General features: G+C 56.6%; 18 protein-coding genes. 13 read left to right on the top strand and 5 right to left on the bottom strand.

All coding sequences use genetic code 11. The annotated features are described in order from the left end of the window. The first annotated feature begins 10 nt into the window (after positions 1 to 10). The 6 genes from lpoB (at position 11) to NQ230_RS14585 (ending at position 5,349) form a co-directional block, all read left to right on the top strand. Entirely contained in the window at positions 11 to 655 is a 645-nt protein-coding gene (gene lpoB, locus NQ230_RS14610) for a penicillin-binding protein activator LpoB (protein ID WP_103791505.1), read from the top strand. Then, a complete protein-coding gene (gene thiK, locus NQ230_RS14605) occupies positions 636 to 1,460 on the top strand; it encodes a thiamine kinase (protein ID WP_257258058.1) in 825 nt (274 codons plus the stop codon). Before lpoB ends, thiK begins: the two co-directional genes overlap by 20 nt. A gap of 11 nt (positions 1,461 to 1,471) precedes the next feature. After that, the gene (nagZ, locus tag NQ230_RS14600; RefSeq protein ID WP_257261346.1) at positions 1,472 to 2,497 is read left to right on the top strand and encodes a beta-N-acetylhexosaminidase; all 1,026 of its coding nucleotides are present in this window, start codon (positions 1,472 to 1,474) and stop codon (positions 2,495 to 2,497) included. Positions 2,498 to 2,531: 34 nt separating this feature from the next. Next, entirely contained in the window at positions 2,532 to 3,074 is a 543-nt protein-coding gene (ycfP, locus tag NQ230_RS14595) for an alpha/beta hydrolase YcfP (protein WP_008500781.1), read from the top strand. Positions 3,075 to 3,311: 237 nt separating this feature from the next. Next, on the top strand, positions 3,312 to 4,616 hold the full coding sequence (locus NQ230_RS14590; RefSeq protein ID WP_257258057.1) for an NAD(P)/FAD-dependent oxidoreductase: 1,305 nt from the start codon (positions 3,312 to 3,314) through the stop codon (positions 4,614 to 4,616). Positions 4,617 to 4,809: 193 nt separating this feature from the next. Beyond that, positions 4,810 to 5,349, top strand: a complete 540-nt coding sequence (locus NQ230_RS14585) for a glycine zipper 2TM domain-containing protein (protein WP_008500779.1) — start codon at positions 4,810 to 4,812, stop codon at positions 5,347 to 5,349. Between the two features lie 61 nt (positions 5,350 to 5,410). Here NQ230_RS14585 and NQ230_RS14580 read toward each other — a convergent pair whose 3' ends face one another. Then, positions 5,411 to 6,046 (bottom strand): TetR/AcrR family transcriptional regulator, encoded by a 636-nt coding sequence (locus NQ230_RS14580; RefSeq protein WP_029739866.1) that lies wholly within the window; start codon positions 6,044 to 6,046, stop codon positions 5,411 to 5,413. A 244-nt stretch (positions 6,047 to 6,290) separates the two neighbouring features. On the opposite strand from NQ230_RS14580, the gene bhsA reads away from it, so the two are divergent. Next, on the top strand, positions 6,291 to 6,548 hold the full coding sequence (gene bhsA, locus NQ230_RS14575; RefSeq protein WP_032639138.1) for a multiple stress resistance protein BhsA: 258 nt from the start codon (positions 6,291 to 6,293) through the stop codon (positions 6,546 to 6,548). A gap of 75 nt (positions 6,549 to 6,623) precedes the next feature. Here bhsA and ldtC read toward each other — a convergent pair whose 3' ends face one another. The 3 genes from ldtC to NQ230_RS14560 all read right to left on the bottom strand — a co-directional run bounded on the left by ldtC (position 6,624) and on the right by NQ230_RS14560 (position 12,407). Further along, positions 6,624 to 7,589: a L,D-transpeptidase LdtC gene (gene ldtC, locus NQ230_RS14570; RefSeq protein WP_257258056.1), complete on the bottom strand. Its 966-nt coding sequence runs from the start codon at positions 7,587 to 7,589 to the stop codon at positions 6,624 to 6,626. 148 nt (positions 7,590 to 7,737) lie between these two features. After that, positions 7,738 to 11,184, bottom strand: coding sequence for a transcription-repair coupling factor (gene mfd, locus NQ230_RS14565; RefSeq protein ID WP_257258055.1), 3,447 nt, complete (start codon positions 11,182 to 11,184; stop codon positions 7,738 to 7,740). Between the two features lie 149 nt (positions 11,185 to 11,333). Then, a complete protein-coding gene (locus NQ230_RS14560; protein ID WP_257258054.1) occupies positions 11,334 to 12,407 on the bottom strand; it encodes an acyltransferase family protein in 1,074 nt (357 codons plus the stop codon). A gap of 256 nt (positions 12,408 to 12,663) precedes the next feature. Here NQ230_RS14560 and lolC point away from each other — a divergent pair, with 256 nt between their 5' ends. The 5 genes from lolC to cobB are packed head-to-tail and all read left to right on the top strand — an operon-like array spanning position 12,664 to position 17,602. Beyond that, the gene (lolC, locus tag NQ230_RS14555; RefSeq protein ID WP_032668182.1) at positions 12,664 to 13,863 is read left to right on the top strand and encodes a lipoprotein-releasing ABC transporter permease subunit LolC; all 1,200 of its coding nucleotides are present in this window, start codon (positions 12,664 to 12,666) and stop codon (positions 13,861 to 13,863) included. Beyond that, entirely contained in the window at positions 13,856 to 14,557 is a 702-nt protein-coding gene (lolD, locus tag NQ230_RS14550; protein ID WP_010429765.1) for a lipoprotein-releasing ABC transporter ATP-binding protein LolD, read from the top strand. Before lolC ends, lolD begins: the two co-directional genes overlap by 8 nt. After that, the gene (gene lolE, locus NQ230_RS14545; protein ID WP_257258053.1) at positions 14,557 to 15,801 is read left to right on the top strand and encodes a lipoprotein-releasing ABC transporter permease subunit LolE; all 1,245 of its coding nucleotides are present in this window, start codon (positions 14,557 to 14,559) and stop codon (positions 15,799 to 15,801) included. Before lolD ends, lolE begins: the two co-directional genes overlap by 1 nt. Before the next feature lie 53 nt (positions 15,802 to 15,854). Next, positions 15,855 to 16,766 (top strand): N-acetylglucosamine kinase, encoded by a 912-nt coding sequence (gene nagK, locus NQ230_RS14540; RefSeq protein ID WP_048979230.1) that lies wholly within the window; start codon positions 15,855 to 15,857, stop codon positions 16,764 to 16,766. 14 nt (positions 16,767 to 16,780) lie between these two features. Beyond that, a complete protein-coding gene (cobB, locus tag NQ230_RS14535) occupies positions 16,781 to 17,602 on the top strand; it encodes a Sir2 family NAD+-dependent deacetylase (protein WP_121425907.1) in 822 nt (273 codons plus the stop codon). A gap of 45 nt (positions 17,603 to 17,647) precedes the next feature. Here cobB and NQ230_RS14530 read toward each other — a convergent pair whose 3' ends face one another. Beyond that, positions 17,648 to 19,579 (bottom strand): methyl-accepting chemotaxis protein, encoded by a 1,932-nt coding sequence (locus tag NQ230_RS14530; RefSeq protein WP_257258052.1) that lies wholly within the window; start codon positions 19,577 to 19,579, stop codon positions 17,648 to 17,650. Positions 19,580 to 19,817: 238 nt separating this feature from the next. Here NQ230_RS14530 and NQ230_RS14525 point away from each other — a divergent pair, with 238 nt between their 5' ends. Then, complete coding sequence (locus NQ230_RS14525; protein ID WP_121425909.1) at positions 19,818 to 21,047, top strand: EAL and HDOD domain-containing protein; 1,230 nt, start codon at positions 19,818 to 19,820, stop codon at positions 21,045 to 21,047. Positions 21,048 to 21,093 lie beyond the last annotated feature (46 nt).

Raw genomic sequence — 21,093 nt, 5'->3', positions numbered from 1 at the left:
GTGAACCTTGATTAAAAATTTGAGCCGCTATGCGCTCGTGACCGCTTTCGCTCTGTTTCTCGCAGGGTGTGTGACCCGAACTGAACAGCCTGCGCCTGTGGAAGAGGCTAAACCGGGTACTGAACAGCCGACACCGCCAACGCAGCAGCAGCCAACCGTGCCGTCTGTACCATCTATTCCGGCGCAGCCAGGCCCGATTGAGCATCCGGACCAGACGTCACAGCCCACGCCGCGCGTGCGCCATTACGACTGGAACGGGGCAATGCAGCCGATGGTAGGCAAAATGCTGCAGGCGCAGGGCGTGACGGCGGGCAGCGTGTTGCTGGTCGACAGCGTCAACAACCGTACCAACGGTTCGCTGAACGCGGGTGAAGCGACGGAAACCCTGCGCAATGCCCTGGCTAACAACGGCAAGTTTACGCTGGTCTCGGCTCAGCAGCTCGCGGTAGCCAAACAGCAGCTGGGCCTGTCGCCGCAGGATAGCCTCGGCACACGCAGCAAAGCGATCGGCATCGCCCGTAACGTTGGCGCACAGTATGTGCTTTACTCTAACGCCACCGGTAACGTGAATACGCCAGCCCTGCAGATGCAGCTGATGCTGGTTCAGACAGGCGAAATTATCTGGTCAGGTAAAGGTGCGGTTACGCAACAATGACGGCACGCGTGAAGAGATTCTGACGCGCTATTTTCCTCAGTACCGCCTAATCGCGCCGCAGGCCCACTCCGGGCTTGGCGGCGCGAGTTGCATTATAGAGCAGGGCGAACGACGTCTGGTCTTGCGGCAAAATCACGACCCCTTTGCTCCTGCCTCCCATTTCCGTCGTCAGTTTCGTGCCCTGAGACGTCTTCCGTCAGATCTCGTGCCTGCCCCTCGTTTTTTCAGACAGGGGTGGATGGCCGTCGACTATCTGGACGGTGACGTTAAAAGCGCGCTGCCGGACACGCCGGAGCTTGCGGCGATGCTGTATCATCTGCACCGGCAGCCACGTCTGGGATGGCGAATTACGTTATTCCCGCTGCTTGAACATTACTGGCAGCAAGCCCTTCCTGACAGGCGTACCCCAGTATGGCTGGCACATCTCAAGCGGCTGCGTAAAACGGGCGAGCCGCAGCCGATTCGGCTCGCGCCGCTGCACATGGATGTTCATGCCGGGAATATTGTTCATACGCCAGCGGGCATCAGGCTTATCGACTGGGAGTATGCCGGAGATGGCGATGTGGCGCTGGAGCTGGCGGCAGTCTGGACGGAGAGTGACGCCGCGCGGCAAATGCTCATCAGGGGCTATGCCCGGGTGGCACATATTGACCCCGATGCGCTTACGCGTCAGGTCAGACGCTGGCGACCCTGGGTCGTCATGCTAATGGCTGGCTGGTTTGAAATGCGCTATCGGCAGTCCAGAGACAAACAATTTATTGCGCTGGCAGACGATGCCTGGCGTCAGTTACAAACTAAAGGATAAGAGAGGTGGATGTGGGTCCAGTCATGTTGGATGTAGAAGGGTTTGAGCTGGATGCGGAGGAGCGTGAAATTCTGGCGCATCCGCTGGTGGGTGGCCTGATCCTGTTTACCCGCAACTATCACGATCCGGCGCAGCTGCGTGAGCTGGTGCGTCAGATCCGCGCCGCGTCGCGCAATCATCTGGTGGTAGCAGTCGATCAGGAAGGCGGACGCGTGCAGCGTTTTCGCGACGGTTTTACCCGCCTGCCCGCCGCCCAGTCTTTTGCCGCGCTGCTCGGCACGGAAGAGGGTGGAAAACTGGCGCAGGAGGCCGGCTGGCTGATGGCCAGCGAAATGATTGCCATGGATATCGACATCAGCTTTGCCCCGGTGCTGGATGTAGGGCATATCAGCGCTGCCATTGGCGAGCGCTCATACCATGACGATCCGCGTATTGCGCTGGCAGTAGCGACCCGGTTCATCGACGGCATGCACGATGCCGGGATGAAAACCACCGGGAAACACTTCCCGGGGCACGGGGCTGTGACGGCGGATTCTCACAAAGAGACCCCGCGCGATCCGCGCCCGGAAGCGGAGATCCGCGCCAAAGATATGTCGGTTTTCCAGTCGCTTATCACCGATAACAAGCTGGATGCCATTATGCCCGCGCACGTCATTTACAGCGACGTCGACCCGCGTCCGGCGAGCGGTTCTCCGCACTGGCTGAAAACCGTTCTGCGTCAGGAACTCGGTTTCAACGGCGTGATTTTCTCTGACGATTTATCGATGGAAGGGGCCGCGATCATGGGCAGCTACGCTGAACGCGGTCAGGCATCGCTGGATGCAGGTTGCGATATGATCCTGGTCTGCAATAATCGTAAAGGGGCCGTTAGCGTGCTGGATAACCTGTCGCCGATCAATGCAGAGCGTGTTACACAATTGTATCATAAAGGTTCATTTAGCTGTCAGGAGCTGATGGATTCGGCGCGCTGGAAGACGGTCAACGCCCGGCTTGAAGACCTGAATGAGCGCTGGCAGGCACATAAAGCCAGCCTGTAAACCCTCCCGGAAGGCGTAGCGTGGTGAGAAGACGATGATCATCTATTTACACGGTTTTGACTCAAACAGTCCTGGTAATCATGAGAAGGTGCTGCAGCTGCAGTTTATCGATCCGGATGTACGGTTGATCAGCTACAGCACGCGTCATCCGAAGCATGATATGCAGCATCTGCTCAAAGAGGTGGATAAGATGTTGCAGCTTAACGTCGACGATCGCCCGTTGATCTGCGGCGTGGGGCTGGGCGGCTACTGGGCGGAGCGCATTGGCTTCCTGTGCGACATTCGCCAGGTGGTGTTCAATCCTAACCTGTTCCCGAACGAGAACATGGAAGGTAAAATTGACCGCCCGGAAGAGTATGTCGATATTGCGACCAAGTGCGTCAGCAATTTTCGTGAGAAAAACCGCGACCGCTGCCTGGTGATCCTTTCCCGTAATGATGAAGCGCTCAACAGCCATCGGGCAGCAGAACTGCTGCATCATTACTATGAGATCGTCTGGGACGAAGAACAGACCCACAAGTTCAAAAACATCTCTCCGCATCTGCAGCGTATCAAAGCGTTTAAAACGCTGGGTTAATCAATTACCCGCAGCCCCAAAGCCCGGCCGCGAAAGCGTTCCGGGCTTTCTTTTTGACCAGAATTGTCTACTTTTAAGCCATCAAAACTTGATGCATATCAATTTTGGTATGACCAATGCGCCTGACGTGTTATTCTCAATGCACCTGAATGGTTTCAGTGCTGTAACCTGTTGTTAATTAAGGGTTATTTTTATAACTTTTAATTAACAATTGGTTAATAATTTGAGGGGGTCACGTTGACTACGCCATTGAAAAAGATAGTGATTGTAGGCGGTGGTGCTGGCGGGCTGGAGCTGGCTACACAGCTGGGCAAGAAGCTGGGTCGCGGTAAAAAAGCCAAAATTACGCTGGTGGATCGTAACCACAGCCACCTGTGGAAACCGCTGCTGCACGAAGTGGCGACCGGCTCTCTGGATGAGGGCGTGGACGCGCTCAGCTATCTGGCGCACGCGCGCAACCATCATTTCCAGTTCCAGCTGGGCTCGGTGGTGGACATCAACCGTGAAAGCAAAACCATCACCCTGGCAGAGCTGTGCGATGAAAAAGGGGAGCTGCTGGTTCCCGAGCGTAAACTGGCGTACGACACGCTGGTCATGGCACTGGGCAGTACCTCCAACGATTTCAACACGCCGGGCGTGAAAGAGCACTGTATCTTCCTCGATAACCCGCACCAGGCGCGACGTTTCCATCAGGAAATGCTGAACCTGTTCCTGAAGTACACCAGCAATATGGGTGCGAACGGCAAGGTTAATATCGCCATTGTCGGCGGCGGCGCGACCGGCGTTGAGCTGTCTGCGGAGCTGCACAATGCGGTGAAACAGCTGCACAGCTACGGTTACAAAGGGTTAACTAACGAAGCGCTGAACGTCACGCTGGTTGAAGCCGGTGAACGCATCCTGCCTGCGCTGCCTCCGCGAATTTCCGGTGCGGCGCACAATGAGCTCACCAAGCTGGGCGTGCGGGTGCTTACGCAAACCATGGTGACCAGCGCCGACGAAGGCGGTCTGCACACCAAAGACGGCGAGTATATCAAAGCGGATCTGATGGTCTGGGCGGCAGGTATCAAAGCGCCTGACTTTATGAAAGAGATCGGCGGTCTGGAAACGAACCGCATTAACCAGCTGGTAACCGAGCCAACGCTGCAAACCACGCGTGACCCTGAAATCTTTGCTATCGGTGACTGTGCCTCCTGCGCGCGTCCTGAAGGTGGATTCGTGCCGCCGCGCGCGCAGGCCGCTCACCAGATGGCAAGCCTGGTGCTGCACAACATTCTGGCGCAGTACAAAGGCAAGCCAATGAAAGCCTATGTCTACAAAGACCACGGTTCACTGGTGTCGCTGTCAAACTTTTCTACCGTCGGCAGCCTGATGGGCAACCTGATGCGCGGCTCAATGATGGTAGAAGGGCGCATTGCCCGCTTCGTGTATATCTCCCTGTACCGTATGCACCAGATTGCCCTGCACGGCTACTTCAAAACCGGGCTGATGATGCTGGTGGGCAGAATCAACCGCGTGATCCGTCCTCGTCTGAAGCTGCACTAATCTTCCACTCCCTCCGGGCCCTCCGGAGGGAGTTTTTAGCATTTCATGCTGTAGATCACAGTTTGACTGCTTAAGAGTTCTCCTAAATACAATATATCTCCTCTCAACGCCCCTTTTTTGATCCTTTATCTTATTGGCGAAGCGTCGCCTCCATTGCAAAATTGTTACCAATAGCAACAAAGGAGGAAGTCCCGTGAATAAATCAATGTTGGCGGGTATAGGGATTGGCGTCGCGGCTGCGTTAGGTGTGGCTGCCGTTGCCAGTCTCAACGTATTAGATCGCGGCCCGCAGTATGCACAGGTGGTTTCTGCTACACCGATTAAAGAAACCGTGAAAACCCCTCGTCAGGAGTGCCGCAACGTCTCCGTGACGCACCGTCGTCCGGTACAGGATGAAAACCGCATTGCCGGTTCTGTTCTGGGTGCGGTAGCGGGTGGCGTGATTGGTCACCAGTTTGGCGGCGGCCGGGGTAAAGACGTGGCGACCGTGGTCGGCGCGCTGGGTGGCGGCTATGCCGGTAACCAGGTGCAGGGCGCGATGCAGGATAATGATACCTACACCACGACTCAGCAACGCTGCAAAACCGTCTATGACAAGTCGGAAAAAATGCTGGGCTATGACGTGACGTACAAAATTGGCGATCAGCAGGGCAAAATCCGCATGGATAAAGACCCAGGCACGCAAATTCCACTGGATGGAAATGGCCAGCTGGTTCTGAATAACAAAGTGTAAAAAAGATGTTCTCTGAATTTAGCTCCTCATGCGCTCAGGCTGAGGAGCTTTTTTTTTTGCGTCAGATTTTCAGTAGCTCAGGCCACAGCCGCAGCGTGGTTTCGCTAATATGCTGCAGTTTTTCCAGCGTGGCCCCTTCACGGGCGCTGATCGACATCCCCTGCAAAATACAGCTCAGGTATTGCGCCAGCAGCTGAGGGTTGCACTGCGCAGGGATTTCACCGCGCTGCTGGCGCTGCGCCAGAAATGCGCTGAGCGTCTCCTCCTGCATCGCATGCCGTGATTTCACCGTATTGGCAATCTCTTTAGAGGACGCCGCAAGGGTGGCAGAGGTGTTAATCATAAAGCAGCCCGCAGGCGTCTCTTTACTGGTGAAACAGGTCGCGACGGCGGTGAAATAGTCGCGAAGCGCCTGTTCAACGCTTTTCTCTTCACAGAACAGCTGGGCTTCGTGTTTCGCCGCAAAGCGCGAAATGTATCTGTCCAGCACCGCCCTGAACAGCCCCTCTTTATTGGTAAATTCGGCATACAGCGTCGGCGCTTTGGCTCCGGTGGCTTCTACCAGATCGGAAAGCGAGGTTGCTTCATACCCATGTTGCCAGAAGAGAGTCATGGCCTTATCAAGCGCTGCATCCCTGTCAAACACTTTTGGTCGGCCACGGCTTTTCTTCGCACAACTCGTGACATCGGTTGTCATTTGCCGGTGGTCCTCTGTTGGTTTGGTGAATGACCATTATAAAAATAAACGCAACCCACCACCAGTGCAGAATGCTTAAAAATAAATTAATCATATATGTATGAAAAATAACACTTTTAAAATTAAGTTAACGCTCGTTATAAAATTATGTTGACGCGTGACCTGGATCACATTTATGATTTACCTATCGATCGTTAACTAAATGATTAACGACCTCCAAATTCATCTGCTAAAGGTAAACATCATGAAAAACGTAAAAACTCTCATCGCTGCCGCTGTTCTGAGTTCACTCTCTTTCGCAAGCTTTGCTGCTGTACAGGTGCAATCCACCCCTGCTGACCAGCATAAAGTTGGGACAATCTCTGCCTCTGCCGGTACTAACCTGAGTTCCCTGGAAGATCAGCTGGCGCAAAAAGCGCAAGAGATGGGTGCAAAATCTTACCGCATCACCTCCGTGACCGGTCCTAACACCCTGCACGGCACGGCTGTCATCTACAAATAAGCCGGGCATAAACCCTCATTTATGCCACTGCAATAAAAAACGCCCTGCTGAGCAGGGCGTTTTTTTATTTCTGATTTACATCGACTGCGGGACGACGTTGTGATGCAGGGTGACATCGGTCGGCATACCTGACCGGGCTTCCATCGCGCGCTCCATTACCACGCTATTGGTATTGGCATTCGTTTTAAAGCTTACCATCGCGGCATTCAGGTTAATGGGCAGCGTCTGCGGATCGTCGCCAATGTTTTTCGATAATGGCTGGTGAATCTCAACCAGGCGCACGCCGCCGGGCTCTTCTGAAACTTTAATCGGCGTATTGATAATATTCACTTTGGTTCCCGGCGTAACGACGTTAAACAGCGTTTTGATATCGTCATCGCGCAGACGAATACAGCCGGAGCTGACGCGCATGCCGATGCCAAAGTCCGCGTTCGTTCCGTGCAGCAGGTAAACACCGCCGTATGCCGCCAGGCGGATCGCGTGGTGCCCCATCGGGTTATCCGGGCCTGCCGGCACCACGGCAGGAAGATCGATCCCCTGGGCCTTATAGCGGGCACGAATGTTGGCCGTCGGGGTCCAGGTTGGATTCGCGCGTTTATCCGAGACGGTGGTGACCATCGTCGGCGTCAGCGTGTCGCCGCCCAGCTGACCAATACCGATAGGGTAGACCGTCACTTCGTTTTTACCCGGCGGGTAATAGTACAGGCGCAGCTCTGCCAGGTTTATCACCATCCCCTCGCGCGGGGCGTCCGGCAGAATAGTCTGTAACGGGATGGTCAGTACGCTGCCCGCGCGCGGGACATACGGATCGACGCCGGGGTTCGCCTGCAGCAGGGCCAGAAAACCGACGTTATATTTTTTGGCAATCGCTTCCAGTGAACCACCATTGTTTTCAACCACATGAAAGCGGTTTTCACCCACCACCTTGCTGCCGGGAGGGGGAAGGGGCCAGGTGTTTGCCCGAGCGGGAAGCGCAACCGCGACGGTGGCTGCCAGCGCAAACAGGGTCATCCAGCGAGTAAAACGCGAAGAGGTCATCATCACCATAATCCATGTAAATGATAAGGTTATTGTTTTATAAGGGGTTAAACATAATTATGGCGAATGGGTGTGTCGGGAAGATCGGGTGAAGTGCAAAGAGTTTGTAAATTGTCCCCCCGTAGCGCTGGGCTAACAGGGGGAATGGAGGTTATGCGATTGCGTTCTCTTCCAGCTGACGCATGAAGTTACGCACCCAGTCCATACGGGTTTTGCGCTCCGTCAGCTCCTGGGTAAATTTCAGACGGGTTGGACCATCCAGACGGAAATGCTGCGGCTGTTTTTGCAGCAGGCCGATCAGCCACATCGGGTTGACGTGATTCTTCTCGGCGAATTCAATCACGCCGCCTTTTTCATTGCCTTCGAGCTTGCGGATCCCCAGCTTTTGCGCCTGCTGGCGTAGTCTCGCGATGTCCAGCAAATTTCTTGCCGCATCGGGCAGCAGACCAAAGCGATCGATCAGCTCAACCTTGATCTCTTCCAGCTCGTTCTCCTTCTTCGCGCTGGCGATGCGTTTGTAGAATGAGAGGCGGGTATTCACGTCCGGAATGAAATCGTCCGGTAGCAGGGAAGGCATACGCAGCTCGACCTCGGTCTGCTGGCTGGTGAGATCTTCCAGCGACGGCTCGCGCCCGGCCTTGAGGGCATCGACCGCGTTCTCCAGCAGCTCCATATAGAGCGAGAAGCCGATGGTTTCCATGGAGCCGCTCTGGTCTTCACCCAGCAGCTCGCCGGCACCGCGGATCTCGAGATCGTGCGTGGCCAGCGCAAAGCCTGCGCCGAGGTCTTCCAGCGAGGCGATGGCTTCCAGACGCTTTTGCGCGTCGGTGGTCATCGCTTTCGGATGCGGCGTCAGCAGCCAGGCGTACGCCTGATGGTGCGAACGGCCGACGCGGCCTCGCAGCTGGTGAAGCTGCGCCAGACCAAAGTGATCCGCGCGTTCTATGATGATGGTGTTCGCCGTCGGAATGTCGATCCCGGTCTCAATGATGGTGGTGCAAACCAGCACGTTAAAGCGCTGGTGGTGGAAGTCGTTCATCACCCGTTCCAGCTCGCGCTCGCGCATCTGCCCGTGACCGATAGCAATGCGCGCTTCCGGTACCAGCTCCGCCAGCCTGTCCGCCGCTTTCTGGATATTTTCCACGTCGTTGTAGAGGTAGTAGACCTGTCCCCCACGAAGCACTTCACGCAGAATGGCCTCACGCACCACCAGATTATCGTACTCGCGGACAAAGGTTTTTACCGCCAGACGGCGCGCCGGCGGCGTGGCGATAATCGACAGATCGCGCATGCCGCTCATCGCCATATTCAGGGTTCGCGGGATAGGCGTCGCGGTCAGGGTCAGAATATCGACGTCGGCGCGCATCGCTTTGATGCGCTCTTTGTGGCGCACCCCAAAGCGGTGCTCTTCGTCGACGATCAGCAGTCCCAGATCTTTCCACTTCACGTCGCTTTGCAGCAGCTTGTGGGTGCCGATCAGAATATCAATTTTGCCTTCGCTTGCCTGTTCGAGGATCTGGGTCTGCTCTTTAGTACTGCGAAAACGCGACAGCATCTCGATACGTACCGGCCAGTTGGCGAAACGGTCGCGGAAGTTGTCGAAGTGCTGCTGAGCGAGCAGGGTAGTCGGCACCAGCACCGCAACCTGCTTGTTGTTTTCGACCGCAAGGAAGGCGGCGCGCATCGCCACTTCGGTTTTACCGAAGCCGACGTCGCCGCAGACTAAGCGGTCCATAGCCAGCGGCTGGCACATGTCGCTCAGCACGGCGTTGATGGCCTGGGCCTGATCCGGCGTGGTTTCAAACGGGAAGCTGTCGCAGAACAGCTGGTACTGTTCTTTATCATGCTTAAAGGCGAAGCCCTGTTTGGCCGCGCGCTGGGCGTAGATATCCAGCAGCTCGGCTGCCACGTCGCGCACTTTTTCCGCAGCCTTCTGGCGCGCGCGCGCCCAGGCATCGCCGCCCAGCTTGTGCAGCGGCGCATTGTCTTCGGCACCGCCCGCGTAGCGGCTGATCAGATGGAGGGAGGAGACCGGGACATACAGTTTGGCATCGTTAGCGTAGGTCAGCATCAGGTATTCACCTTTGATGCCGCCCGCTTCCAGCGTGGTCATCCCCTGATAGCGCCCAACGCCATGTTCCAGGTGGACAATCGGCTGGCCAGGATGCAGCTCGGCCAGGTTACGGATCAGCGTGTCCGGGTTGATGGTCCGACGGCTGTCCTGACGGCGGCGCGCGACGCGCTCACCCAGCAGGTCGCTTTCGCAAATCAGCGCCAGGTTGTTGAGCGTGTCGATGAACCCGTGCTCGGCGGCACCAATCATCAGGTAACGACCGTTTCCGGTCGCTTCGCTCAGACGCAGGATGCGCTTCGGTGCCACCTTAATGCGTCCCAGCAGTTCGCCTAACGCTTCGCGGCGGCCTTCACTCTCTACGGAGAACACCACCGGGCCGGTAAAGGACTCCAGGAACTTGCGCAGATTATCCAGCGGGGATTTCTGCTGCGCCTGAACGGCCAGGTCCGGCAGCGTCCGGAAGGCGAGGTTGGTGTTGGCGGCCTTATCGGCAAGCGAATCGGTTTTCAGCTGCATGCGCGGCCAGCGCTTCAGCTCGGCGTTGAGCTCGTCGGTGCGCAGCCACAGCGCTTCCGGCGGCAGCAGCGGACGCATTGGGTCAACGCCACGGTTTTCAAAGCGGGCGCGGGTTTCGCTTTCAAAACGGCTGGCGCTGGCGTCGATATCCCCGGTGTTAACAATCAGCGTGTTCGCCGGGAAGTAGCTGAACAGGGCGGGCAGCGGCTCGTTGAAAAACAGCGGCTGCCAGTATTCGATCCCGGCAGGAAGCGTGCCTTTACTGACCTGCTGATAAATATGTTCCGCGTCGCGCTTCACCTCGAACCTATCGCGCCACTGGCTGCGGAACAGTTCGATAGCGGTTTTGTCCGTAGGGAACTCATGCGCGGGCAGCAGGTTGATGGACTCCACTTCTTCCAGCGTGCGCTGCGTGTCGGCGTCGAATACGCGCAGGCTGTCGATTTCATCATCGAAAAAGTCCAGACGATACGGCTGGTCGCTGCCCATCGGGTAAAGATCGAGCAGCGCGCCGCGGGTGGCGTATTCCCCGTGCTCCATCACCTGGTCGACGTGGCGATAGCCGGCACCGTCAAGCTGCGCGCGCAGGGCATCACGGGACAGGCGCTGGCCTTTTTTCATCACCAGCGCGTGACCGTGCAGATAGCTGTGCGGACAGACGCGCTGCATCAGGGTATTTACCGGCACAATCAGCACGCCGCGCTGCATGGTCGGGAGTTGATAGAGCGTCGACAGGCGCGAGGAGATAATCTCCTGATGCGGAGAGAAGCTGTCATACGGCAGCGTTTCCCAGTCGGCCAGGCTGAACACCAGGCTATCGGTGAACTGGCGAATTTCATCGTGCAGGCGCAGGGCGTTTTGCATATCCGGGGCAACCAGAATCACCGGGCCTGGATGACGCTCGGCGATTTCCGCCACCAGCGTGGCGCACGCCGCGCCCGTGAGTTCACCCAGCTGGCGCTGGTCGCCCGCTTTGACAGGTAAGGAATAACGATAGTGTTCAGGCATGGCTATGTCAGAGTCTCTTATGGATATACCAACAGTATTGGGGCATATCACTGATACGCAATGTCTTTATTATCCTCGATCGTTTTACATAAGCAAATCGTAACCGCACGGCAGGGCTAAACGCCCCCGAAACGGGGGCGGAGAGGGCATTAACGCGTTGAAGGTGACAGGGTCAGCGTAGACGGAGGAGAGAAGAAAACGTCCCCAAACAGCGCGGTAGAGATTTTACGCACCCCGAGCCCGGCAAGGGAACAAACAAGCAGGCTGGCAAACGGGTAGACCAGAATTAAGCCCAGCTCTGCCCAGACCGGCCACGAGGCGGCATTCATCTCGCCAATCAGGAACAGGCTAAAGGCCTCAATCAGGATACGGTGGGTGGTATAAATCGCAATGGTGTTTGAGCCAATCACGTTCAGCAGATTGTTCGGGTGAACGGCATAGCGCTGCTCGAGGCTGTAGAACAGCTTCATGATCAGCACAATCGACAGCAGTGATAGCAGCAGCGGAACGTTAGCAAACCACAGCACCACGGAGACGGCGGCGAAAGCGCCGGTTGCCAGCCAGATGCGGCGCAGGTTGACGCTTTTCATCCACGCCATCAGCTCTGCGCCATACCACGCCCCGAGGCTGTAGTAGATCATGTTGCGTACCACGCTGTTCATTCCCCACCACGGCAGCGGCAGGAAGTTAATCGCGATGCTTGCCAGCGCCAGCAGTGCCAGTACCGGCAGCTTCCAGCGGCTCAGCAGTTTACACAGCGTGAAGTAGACCACCAGAGCATACAGATACCACAGGCTGGTGCTGGCGGTGACCATCCCCAGCACAAAGCCTGAGAACGAGTCGGCGTAGGCCGCGTTCGACGAGGTGGCAAGCTCACGCTCGGGCGCCAGCCAGGCGTTCAGATGGGTCAACGCCTGCCATTGCAGGACGCCCCACAGCGCCAGAACCCAGACAATGCTCCAGATCCGCTTGTCGAGACTGGTTCGCCAGTCCACCTCGTCAATATAACGACGGATCAGATAGCCGGAGATAAAGAAGAAGACCGGCATACGAAACGGTGCGAGATAGAGGTTAAAATAGACCCAGCATTTGGCGAGAAGGCCGGAGAGCGGGTGTTGCAGCCCGATCAGATGCGGATAAAACGTGATAACCGAATGATAGATAACCACCAGGCAGATACACAGCCCTTTTATCTGGTTAATCCATAATGCTTTTTGCTTCATTGTTCGCCACTACCTTATTGCCATAAACGAACGAGCAATTGTTGTAAAACGACACCAGGATGTAATGGGTAACAGTCTGTATCAGGAGGTTTTTCGGAAAAGGTGGAGGTTGCGAGGCGAGTATTCAGACAATAGCACCCTGATTTATCTGAATTTTTCGGAAAAATGATTACCAAAGCTTACTGTTTCAGTCATTTACGCTTAACGGATTCGCTTATATACTCGTGGGTCTGCTATCAGCAAACAGACGGATTTCATGTATCAACCTGTCGCACTCTTCATAGGCTTACGTTACATGCGTGGGCGCGCCGCGGACCGCTTCGGTCGCTTTGTCTCCTGGCTTTCGACTATTGGCATTACGCTTGGCGTGATGGCACTGGTGACGGTGCTTTCCGTCATGAATGGCTTCGAACGCGAGCTGCAAAACAATATCCTGGGGCTGATGCCGCAGGCCGTTCTCTCATCATCCAACGGTTCGGTTAACCCGCAACAGCTGCCGGAAAGCGCGGCGAAGTTACAGGGCGTCACGCGCGTTGCGCCGTTGACGACCGGCGACGTGGTGCTGCAAAGCGCCCGCAGCGTGGCGGTCGGCGTGATGCTGGGTATTGACCCGGCGCAAAACGATCCGCTGACGCCGTATCTGGTTAACGTGAAGCAGACCGATCTGGAAGCCGGAAAATACAACGTGATTCTGGGTGAACAGCTTGCCGGCCAGCTTGGCGTCAACCGTGGCGATCAGCTGCGCGTGATGGTGCCTTCTGCCAGCCAGTTTACGCCGATGGGGCGCCTGCCAAGCCAGCGCCTGTTCAACGTGATTGGTACCTTTGCCGCCAACAGCGAAGTCGATGGCTACCAGATGCTGGTTAACATTCAGGATGCTTCACGCCTGATGCGCTACCCGGCAGGGAACATCACCGGCTGGCGCCTGTGGCTCGACGCGCCGCTGAAGGTCGATACCCTCAGCCAGCAAAAACTGCCGGACGGCACCAAATGGCAGGACTGGCGCGAGCGCAAAGGCGAATTGTTCCAGGCTGTGCGGATGGAAAAAAACATGATGGGGCTGCTGCTGAGCCTGATCGTGGCCGTGGCCGCATTTAACATCATCACCTCGCTGGGCCTGATGGTGATGGAGAAGCAGGGCGAAGTCGCCATTCTTCAAACACAGGGGCTCACGCCGCGCCAGATCATGGCGGTGTTTATGGTGCAGGGGGCCAGTGCCGGTATCATCGGCGCGCTGCTCGGTGCCGTGCTGGGGGCATTGCTTGCCAGCCAGCTTAATAACTTAATGCCGATCATCGGCGCGCTGCTTGACGGCGCGGCGCTGCCGGTGGCTATCGAGCCGCTGCAGGTGGTCGGTATTGCGCTGGCCGCGATGGCCATTGCGCTGCTTTCTACGCTTTATCCTTCCTGGCGCGCCGCCGCCACTCAACCCGCTGAGGCTTTACGTTATGAATAAGATCCTGTTGCAATGCGACAACCTGTCCAAACGCTATCAGGAAGGCACTGTGCAAACCGACGTGCTGCACAATGTGAGCTTCAGCGTGGGCGAAGGCGAAATGATGGCGATTGTCGGCAGCTCCGGCTCGGGCAAAAGTACGCTGCTGCATCTGCTGGGCGGGCTGGATACGCCAACCGAAGGTGACGTAATTTTCTCCGGCCAGCCGATGAGCAAAATGTCCTCCGCGGCGAAGGCCGAGCTGCGCAACCGCGAGCTGGGCTTTATCTACCAGTTCCACCACCTGCTGCCGGATTTCACGGCGCTGGAAAACGTGGCGATGCCGCTGCTGATTGGCAAAAAGAAACCGGCAGAAATTAACGCTCGCGCCAGCGACATGCTGAAAGCGGTAGGGCTGGGCCATCGCGGTAACCATCGTCCCTCTGAGCTTTCCGGCGGCGAGCGCCAGCGCGTGGCGATTGCCCGTGCGCTGGTCAACAACCCGCGTCTGGTGCTGGCGGATGAGCCTACCGGTAACCTGGATGCCCGCAATGCGGACAGTATTTTCCAGCTTCTGGGCGAGCTGAACGCCTCGCAGGGCACCGCGTTTTTGGTCGTGACCCACGATCTGCAGCTGGCAAAACGCATGGGGCGTCAGCTTGAGATGCGCGACGGCCATCTGAACGCGGAACTGACCCTGATGGGAGCAGAGTAATGGCGTCACCGTTATCGTTACTCATCGGTTTACGTTTTAGCCGCGGCCGCCGTCGCGGCGGCATGGTGTCGCTGATCTCCGTCATCTCGACCATCGGTATTGCGCTGGGCGTGGCGGTGCTGATTGTGGGCTTAAGCGCCATGAACGGCTTTGAGCGCGAGCTGAATAACCGCATTCTGGCGGTGGTGCCGCACGGGGAGATCGAGCCGGTTAACCAGCCGTGGACAAATTGGAGCGATGCGCTCAACAAAGTTGAAAAAGTGCCGGGCATTGCCGCGGCCGCGCCCTACATCAACTTTACCGGGCTGGTGGAGAGCGGGGTAAACCTGCGCGCCATTCAGGTAAAAGGGGTCAACCCCGCCCAGGAAGCGCGTCTCAGCGCGCTGCCAAACTATGTGCAGAACGGCGCGTGGGCCAACTTTAAGGCCGGTGAGCAGCAGATCATCATGGGTAAAGGCGTTGCCGATGCCCTGAAGGTGAAGCAGGGCGACTGGGTGTCGATCATGATCCCGAACGCCAGCGCAGACCACAAGCTGCAGCAGCCTAAGCGCGTGCGCCTGCACGTCACCGGTATTCTTCAGCTGAGCGGTCAGCTCGATCACAGCTTTGCGATGGTGCCGATGGAAGATGCGCGCCAGTATCTCGATATGGGCGACAGCGTGACGGGCATTGCCATCAAGGTGAACGACGTCTTTAACGCCAACAAGCTGGTACGCGACGCGGGCAGCGTGACCAATAACTATGTCTATATCAAGAGCTGGATCGGCACTTACGGGTATATGTACCGTGATATCCAGATGATCCGCGCGATTATGTATCTGGCGATGGTGCTGGTGATTGGTGTGGCGTGCTTTAATATCGTCTCCACGCTGGTGATGGCGGTCAAGGACAAGAGCGGCGACATCGCCGTGCTGCGTACGCTGGGGGCGAAAGACGGTCTTATTCGCGCCATCTTCGTCTGGTACGGTTTGCTGGCGGGGTTGTTCGGCAGCCTGTGCGGCGTGGTGATTGGCGTGGTGGTTTCCCTGCAGCTGACGCCGATTATCAACGGGATCGAAAAGCTTATCGGCCACCAGTTCCTGTCGGGTGATATCTACTTTATTGACTTCCTGCCGTCTGAACTGCACTGGCTGGACGTTTTTTATGTGCTGGTTACAGCACTTTTACTGAGTCTGCTGGCAAGCTGGTATCCGGCGCGTCGCGCAAGCCGAATTGATCCGGCGAGGGTATTAAGTGGCCAGTAATTACGTCATGATCTAGCGGCTTTCGGGCCGCCAGGTTAAAAGAGGAATGCGTTATGTATTACGGATTTGATATTGGCGGCACCAAGATTGCGCTCGGCGTGTTTGATAAAGACCTCAAGCTGCAGTGGGAAACCCGCGTTCCCACGCCGCGCGAAAGCTACGACGAATTTTTAACCGCGATTGCCGCGCTGGTGGCGCAAGCCGATGAACGCTTTGGCGTCAAAGGCAGCGTCGGCATCGGCATTCCGGGTATGCCCGAAACGGACGACGGCACGCTGTATGCCGCCAACGTGCCTGCCGCCAGCGGTAAACCTCTCCGCGCCGATCTCTCTGCCCTCCTTGAACGCGACGTGCGTTTAGACAATGATGCCAACTGCTTTGCGCTCTCCGAAGCCTGGGACGATGAGTTCCGTCAGTATCCGCTGGTGATGGGGCTGATCCTCGGTACCGGCGTCGGCGGGGGGATTGTCATCAACGGCAAGCCCATTACCGGGCGAAGCTACATCACCGGCGAATTTGGTCATATCCGTCTCCCGGTGGATGCCCTGGAAGTCGTGGGGCGCGATTTCCCGCTGACCCGCTGCGGCTGCGGCCAGCACGGCTGTATTGAGAACTATCTCTCCGGCCGCGGGTTTGCATGGCTTTACGAACACTTCTATCATCAGAAACTTGAGGCCCCTCAAATCATTACCCTGTGGGAGCAAGGTGATGCGCAGGCGCGTGAGCACGTCGAGCGCTATCTGGATCTGCTGGCGGTATGTCTGGGAAATATTCTCACCATCGTCGACCCGGATCTGCTGGTGATAGGAGGAGGGCTTTCAAACTTTACCGCGATTACGGAACGGTTGTCCGGGCGTTTGCCCCGACATTTATTGCCGGTTGCCCGCGTGCCGCGTATTGAACGCGCGCGACACGGGGACGCAGGAGGCATGCGCGGAGCCGCATTCCTTCATCTCACCGATTAGTTTACGAGGTTTCTATGCTGTCGCGTCGCCAGGGTCGACTCAGCCGTTTTCGCAAAAACAAACGCCGCTTGCGTGAGCGCTTGCGCCAGCGGATCTTTTTCAGAGACAGAATGATGCCAGAAGCGATGGATAAACCCAGAGTGGTGGTGCTGACCGGGGCGGGGATCTCCGCCGAGTCAGGAATTCGAACCTTCCGCGCGGCGGACGGGCTGTGGGAAGAGCACCGGGTGGAGGATGTGGCCACGCCGGAAGGCTTTGCCCGCGACCCGGATCTCGTGCAGGCGTTTTACAACGCCCGCCGTCGTCAGCTTCAGCAGCCTGAAGTTGCGCCGAATGCGGCGCATCTGGCGCTGGCAAAGCTGGAAGAGGAGCTCGGCGATCGTTTTCTGCTGGTCACGCAGAATATCGACAACCTGCACGAGCGGGCCGGTAACAAGAACATCATTCACATGCACGGCGAGCTGCTCAAGGTTCGCTGCGCCTGGAGCGGCCAGGTGCTGGACTGGAAAGAAGACGTGCTGCCAGAGGATAAGTGCCACTGCTGCCAGTTCCCGTCGCGCCTGCGTCCGCACGTGGTCTGGTTCGGCGAAATGCCGCTGGGCATGGATGAGATCTACAGCGCCCTGGCGATGGCCGACGTGTTTATCGCCATCGGCACATCCGGTCATGTTTACCCGGCGGCGGGGTTTGTCCACGAAGCGCGACTGCACGGTGCGCATACGGTTGAACTGAACCTTGAGCCAAGCCAGGTGGGCAGCGAGTTTGAAGAGAAACACTACGGTCTGGCAAGCACGGTCGTCCCGGAGTTTGTCGACAAGCTGCTGAAAGGGCTGTAGCGGTAAGAGAGAAAACGGGCACCCGTCAAGCGGGTGCCCGTTTAGTTATGAATGGAAGAACGCCAGCGTCTTCTCGAGCGATTTAGCCTGCTCATCCAGCGAGAGTGCCGCCGCGGAGATCTGCTGAACCAGTGAGGCGTTCTGCTGGGTTGTACTGTCCATCTGGTTAACGGCGGTGCTGACCTGGCTAATCCCCCGATTTTGCTCGTCCAGCGCCTGAACGATATCGTTGATAACCAGATGCACATGCGATACCGCTTCAATCACCTGTTTCATCATCACCCCGGTTTCATTGACCAGCTCAACGCCTTTGCTTACGCGGCCTGAGGACTCGGCAATCAGCTGAGAGATCTCTTTTGCCGCGTTGGCGCTTCGCTGGGCAAGATTGCGCACTTCCCCTGCGACAACCGCGAAGCCGCGCCCCTGTTCGCCAGCTCGCGCCGCTTCAACGGCAGCATTCAGCGCCAGGATATTGGTCTGGAAGGCGATGCCATCGACAATGCTGTTAATCTCACCGATCTTACGCGCGCTCTCATCAATCTCCCCAATCACCACGACCACGTCGTTTACCAGCGTTTCGCCATGCCCGGCGAGGCTCGCGGCGCGATCGGTCAGCGTGGTCGCCTTATGGGCGTTGTCGGCGTTATTTTTCACCGTGACCGAAATCTCTTCCATGCTGGCTGCCGTTTCAACAATCGCAGCCGCCTGTTCTTCGGTTCGCGAGGCGAGGTCAAGGTTGCCCGCCGAAATTTCGCTGGTGCCGCCGTGTACGGAATGGCTGGCTTCGCTGATATTGTCGACGATGCGCTTGAGCTGCATCTGCATCGTGTGCAGGGCATAAAAAATGCTGTGGGTATCCCCGGAACGCACCGGGATGGGGTTGTTCAGATCCCCCCGGGCGACGGCCAGGGCGATCCCGGCGGCTTCCGAAGGTTCACCCCCCACCGGACGGTCAACTTTGCGGGTAAAGATCTGCGCCATGACCAGGCTAACAGCCACGATGCTTAATACCATCAGGACGATGGCTTTCAGTAAAAATGCGCGCGCTTCGGCCATCACTTCGCTGACCGGCGTGATAATGGCGAGTTTCCACGGCGTCTGGCTGTTACCGACGGCGATGTCCTGCCAGGTGATGAACACGTCCTCCTTCAGCAGCGGATCGCTTACCCGGGTGACGTCATGACCGGTAATCTGACCGGCGTAAGGCTTGCCTGCCGCTCGCTTGTCCGGGCTGGATACCACGTTATTACCCGCGGAGAGGAGCAGGGCGTAGCCTGTGCCGTTCCACGGTTTAATCGCTCCAATGGTCGATTGCAGCGTGGCGAGGGAGAAATCAGAGGTGACCGAGCCCAGAAACTGACCGTCGCGCATGATGGGGGCGGCAATCGAGGTGAGCATCACGTCCACGCCGTTGTAGGGATAAATATAGGGCTCGATGATCACATCTTTATGCCGTTGTTTCGGCAGCAGATAGTAATCACCGCTGCCGGGGGTTTCGATGTCCGTCAGCAGGTGTAATGCCGGTTTGCCGGTGGCATCCCGGTCAACGTAGCGGGCATAGCGCCCGGCAGGATCTTCACCGCTCTGACCGGCCCAGGCGGCATCTTTATCGTCGAACGCGTTGGGCTCAAAGGCCATCGACATAGAGAGAAACTGTGGATGAGCCGACAGATAGTGAATGAGCAGCTGGTTCAGGCTCTGGCGATCGGATACCCCCGCCTCGCGCAGCGCCAGGGCGCTGTTGCCCATGTCCCGGGCGGCAGTCAGGGCAGAATCCAGCTGTTTGCTGACCTGCATCGATTGCACCTCGGCAATCTGGCGGATATGTTTTTTGGCCAGAACCTCCTGCTGCGCCATCCACTGCCACATCATAAACCCGATCGTTGCCGTAAAGCCCACCGTCACGGTGAGGAAAATGGACAATAGCATCAACGTCTTGACTCTTATTTTTTGTCTTCGGACCATGGCGTCTTTCATTCTCTTCTCCCGTAATATTGTGCATGTCGGGCAGGCACCTATTCCTTATCGGATATTTTTTCCTCTTTCTGTAGATCGCCAGGTATATTTAATTTAAATCCTGAACATATAAATCCCGTTAATTAGTGTGGATGCTTTTATTTTGTGCATTCAATCAAAATAGTGCTCGATAATGCTCGTTATCGTCGTGTAGAAAGAGGATGCTAATAAATAATAAAGTTGTAGAGGAGGATGGGATATGTACGGATTTATTGCGCGACAACCCATTTTTAACCCTGAAATGAATACGGTGGCCTATGAGCTGCTCTTCAGAGATGGGATGACAAACCGTTTTCCGGACGTGTCGGCGGAATATGCCACCTCCAGAATGATATCCGATCAGTTTTTATGCGTGCCTTCCCAGCGCATCGCCGGGGCGCATACGTCGTTTATTAATTTTCCGTCGCGAATGGTCATTGACCGCAGCGGAGAAGCGCTGGATAAAGAGAGCGTGGTCATTGAGATCCTTGAAGATGCTGTGCCAGGGGCTGAACTGCTGCAGGCCGTCAGGGAGATGAATGCGCACGGCTATCAGTTTGCGCTTGATGATTTCACCCTTGCTCCAGAATGGGATGCTTTTTTACCCTATATTTCTATACTGAAATTTGACGTCAGGAATTATTCCTTAGCGCAAATTAAAGCGTATCTGAAAGAACGTAAACATCTGACCGGGCATATTAAATATCTCGCTGAAAAAATTGAGACTAAAGAGGAATTCAACCAATACAGGGAAGAGGGATTCTCGCTGTTTCAGGGCTATTTTTTCTGCCGTCCGGAGGTCATTAAATATAAACGGCTATCGCAAAATCAGCTGGCAATTTTTCGGCTGCAAATGGAGGTTGGGCGCAATAAGCCTGATTTTCGGATCGTCGAGTCGTTGATTAAAACCGACCTCACGCTGTCCTGGAAGATCATGCGCTACATGAAACACACCGCATTTAAACATATCGGTGCATGTAATTTCAGTAAGTTAACCCTGAGTGAAGTGCTCAGATACCTCGGGGAAAACCAGCTGAGGCGGTTTGTTGCCGTCGTGGTCCTCGCCAGTGCGGGCAATGACACCGTCAGCGAGCTTTACCCGTTGAGTATGATGCGCGGCAAGTTCTGTGAGCTGATAGCTGAGACGATGAAAGAACCGGCGCTGGCTGAAAATGCCTTCATGTGTGGCCTGTTTTCTCTGCTCGATACCCTCCTTGAGGTGCCGATGGCCGAGTTGATGAAGCAAATTGCGGTGCCGCAGAGCGTGAGCAATGCGCTGTGTCACCAGGAGGGAAGGTTAGCCGATATGGTGAGCCTTTGCCGGTACTATGAACAGCAGCAGTGGGACGAGGCGACCAGAGTTCGCCAGGCGCTGGGGCTGTCGGATGAGGAGGTAGTTGAGGCGATGAGAAAGGCGACGGTCTGGGCCGGGGAGAATGCGGTCAGTTAATCCTTCCTCACGCCGTACAGGCGGCGCGAGGAAGAACGCGATACCG

This window comes from Enterobacter asburiae (assembly GCF_024599655.1).
Lineage (GTDB): Bacteria > Pseudomonadota > Gammaproteobacteria > Enterobacterales > Enterobacteriaceae > Enterobacter > Enterobacter asburiae_D.
Note: the sequence above shows the minus strand (reverse complement) of the source record. Positions and strands in the feature narration are given on the sequence as shown.

Excerpts from the sequence above, each read along its gene's own strand:
- lolE (WP_257258053.1), top strand. The coding sequence starts at position 14,557 with ATGGCGTCACCGTTATCGTTACTCATCGGTTTACGTTTTAGCCGCGGC.
- cobB (WP_121425907.1), top strand. The coding sequence starts at position 16,781 with ATGCTGTCGCGTCGCCAGGGTCGACTCAGCCGTTTTCGCAAAAACAAA.
- mfd (WP_257258055.1), bottom strand. The coding sequence starts at position 11,184 with ATGCCTGAACACTATCGTTATTCCTTACCTGTCAAAGCGGGCGACCAG.
- lolD (WP_010429765.1), top strand. The coding sequence starts at position 13,856 with ATGAATAAGATCCTGTTGCAATGCGACAACCTGTCCAAACGCTATCAG.
- lolC (WP_032668182.1), top strand. The coding sequence starts at position 12,664 with ATGTATCAACCTGTCGCACTCTTCATAGGCTTACGTTACATGCGTGGG.
- NQ230_RS14530 (WP_257258052.1), bottom strand. The coding sequence starts at position 19,579 with ATGAAAGACGCCATGGTCCGAAGACAAAAAATAAGAGTCAAGACGTTG.
- NQ230_RS14580 (WP_029739866.1), bottom strand. The coding sequence starts at position 6,046 with ATGACAACCGATGTCACGAGTTGTGCGAAGAAAAGCCGTGGCCGACCA.
- ldtC (WP_257258056.1), bottom strand. The coding sequence starts at position 7,589 with ATGATGACCTCTTCGCGTTTTACTCGCTGGATGACCCTGTTTGCGCTG.
- NQ230_RS14525 (WP_121425909.1), top strand. The coding sequence starts at position 19,818 with ATGTACGGATTTATTGCGCGACAACCCATTTTTAACCCTGAAATGAAT.
- bhsA (WP_032639138.1), top strand. The coding sequence starts at position 6,291 with ATGAAAAACGTAAAAACTCTCATCGCTGCCGCTGTTCTGAGTTCACTC.
- NQ230_RS14560 (WP_257258054.1), bottom strand. The coding sequence starts at position 12,407 with ATGAAGCAAAAAGCATTATGGATTAACCAGATAAAAGGGCTGTGTATC.
- nagK (WP_048979230.1), top strand. The coding sequence starts at position 15,855 with ATGTATTACGGATTTGATATTGGCGGCACCAAGATTGCGCTCGGCGTG.
- ycfP (WP_008500781.1), top strand. The coding sequence starts at position 2,532 with ATGATCATCTATTTACACGGTTTTGACTCAAACAGTCCTGGTAATCAT.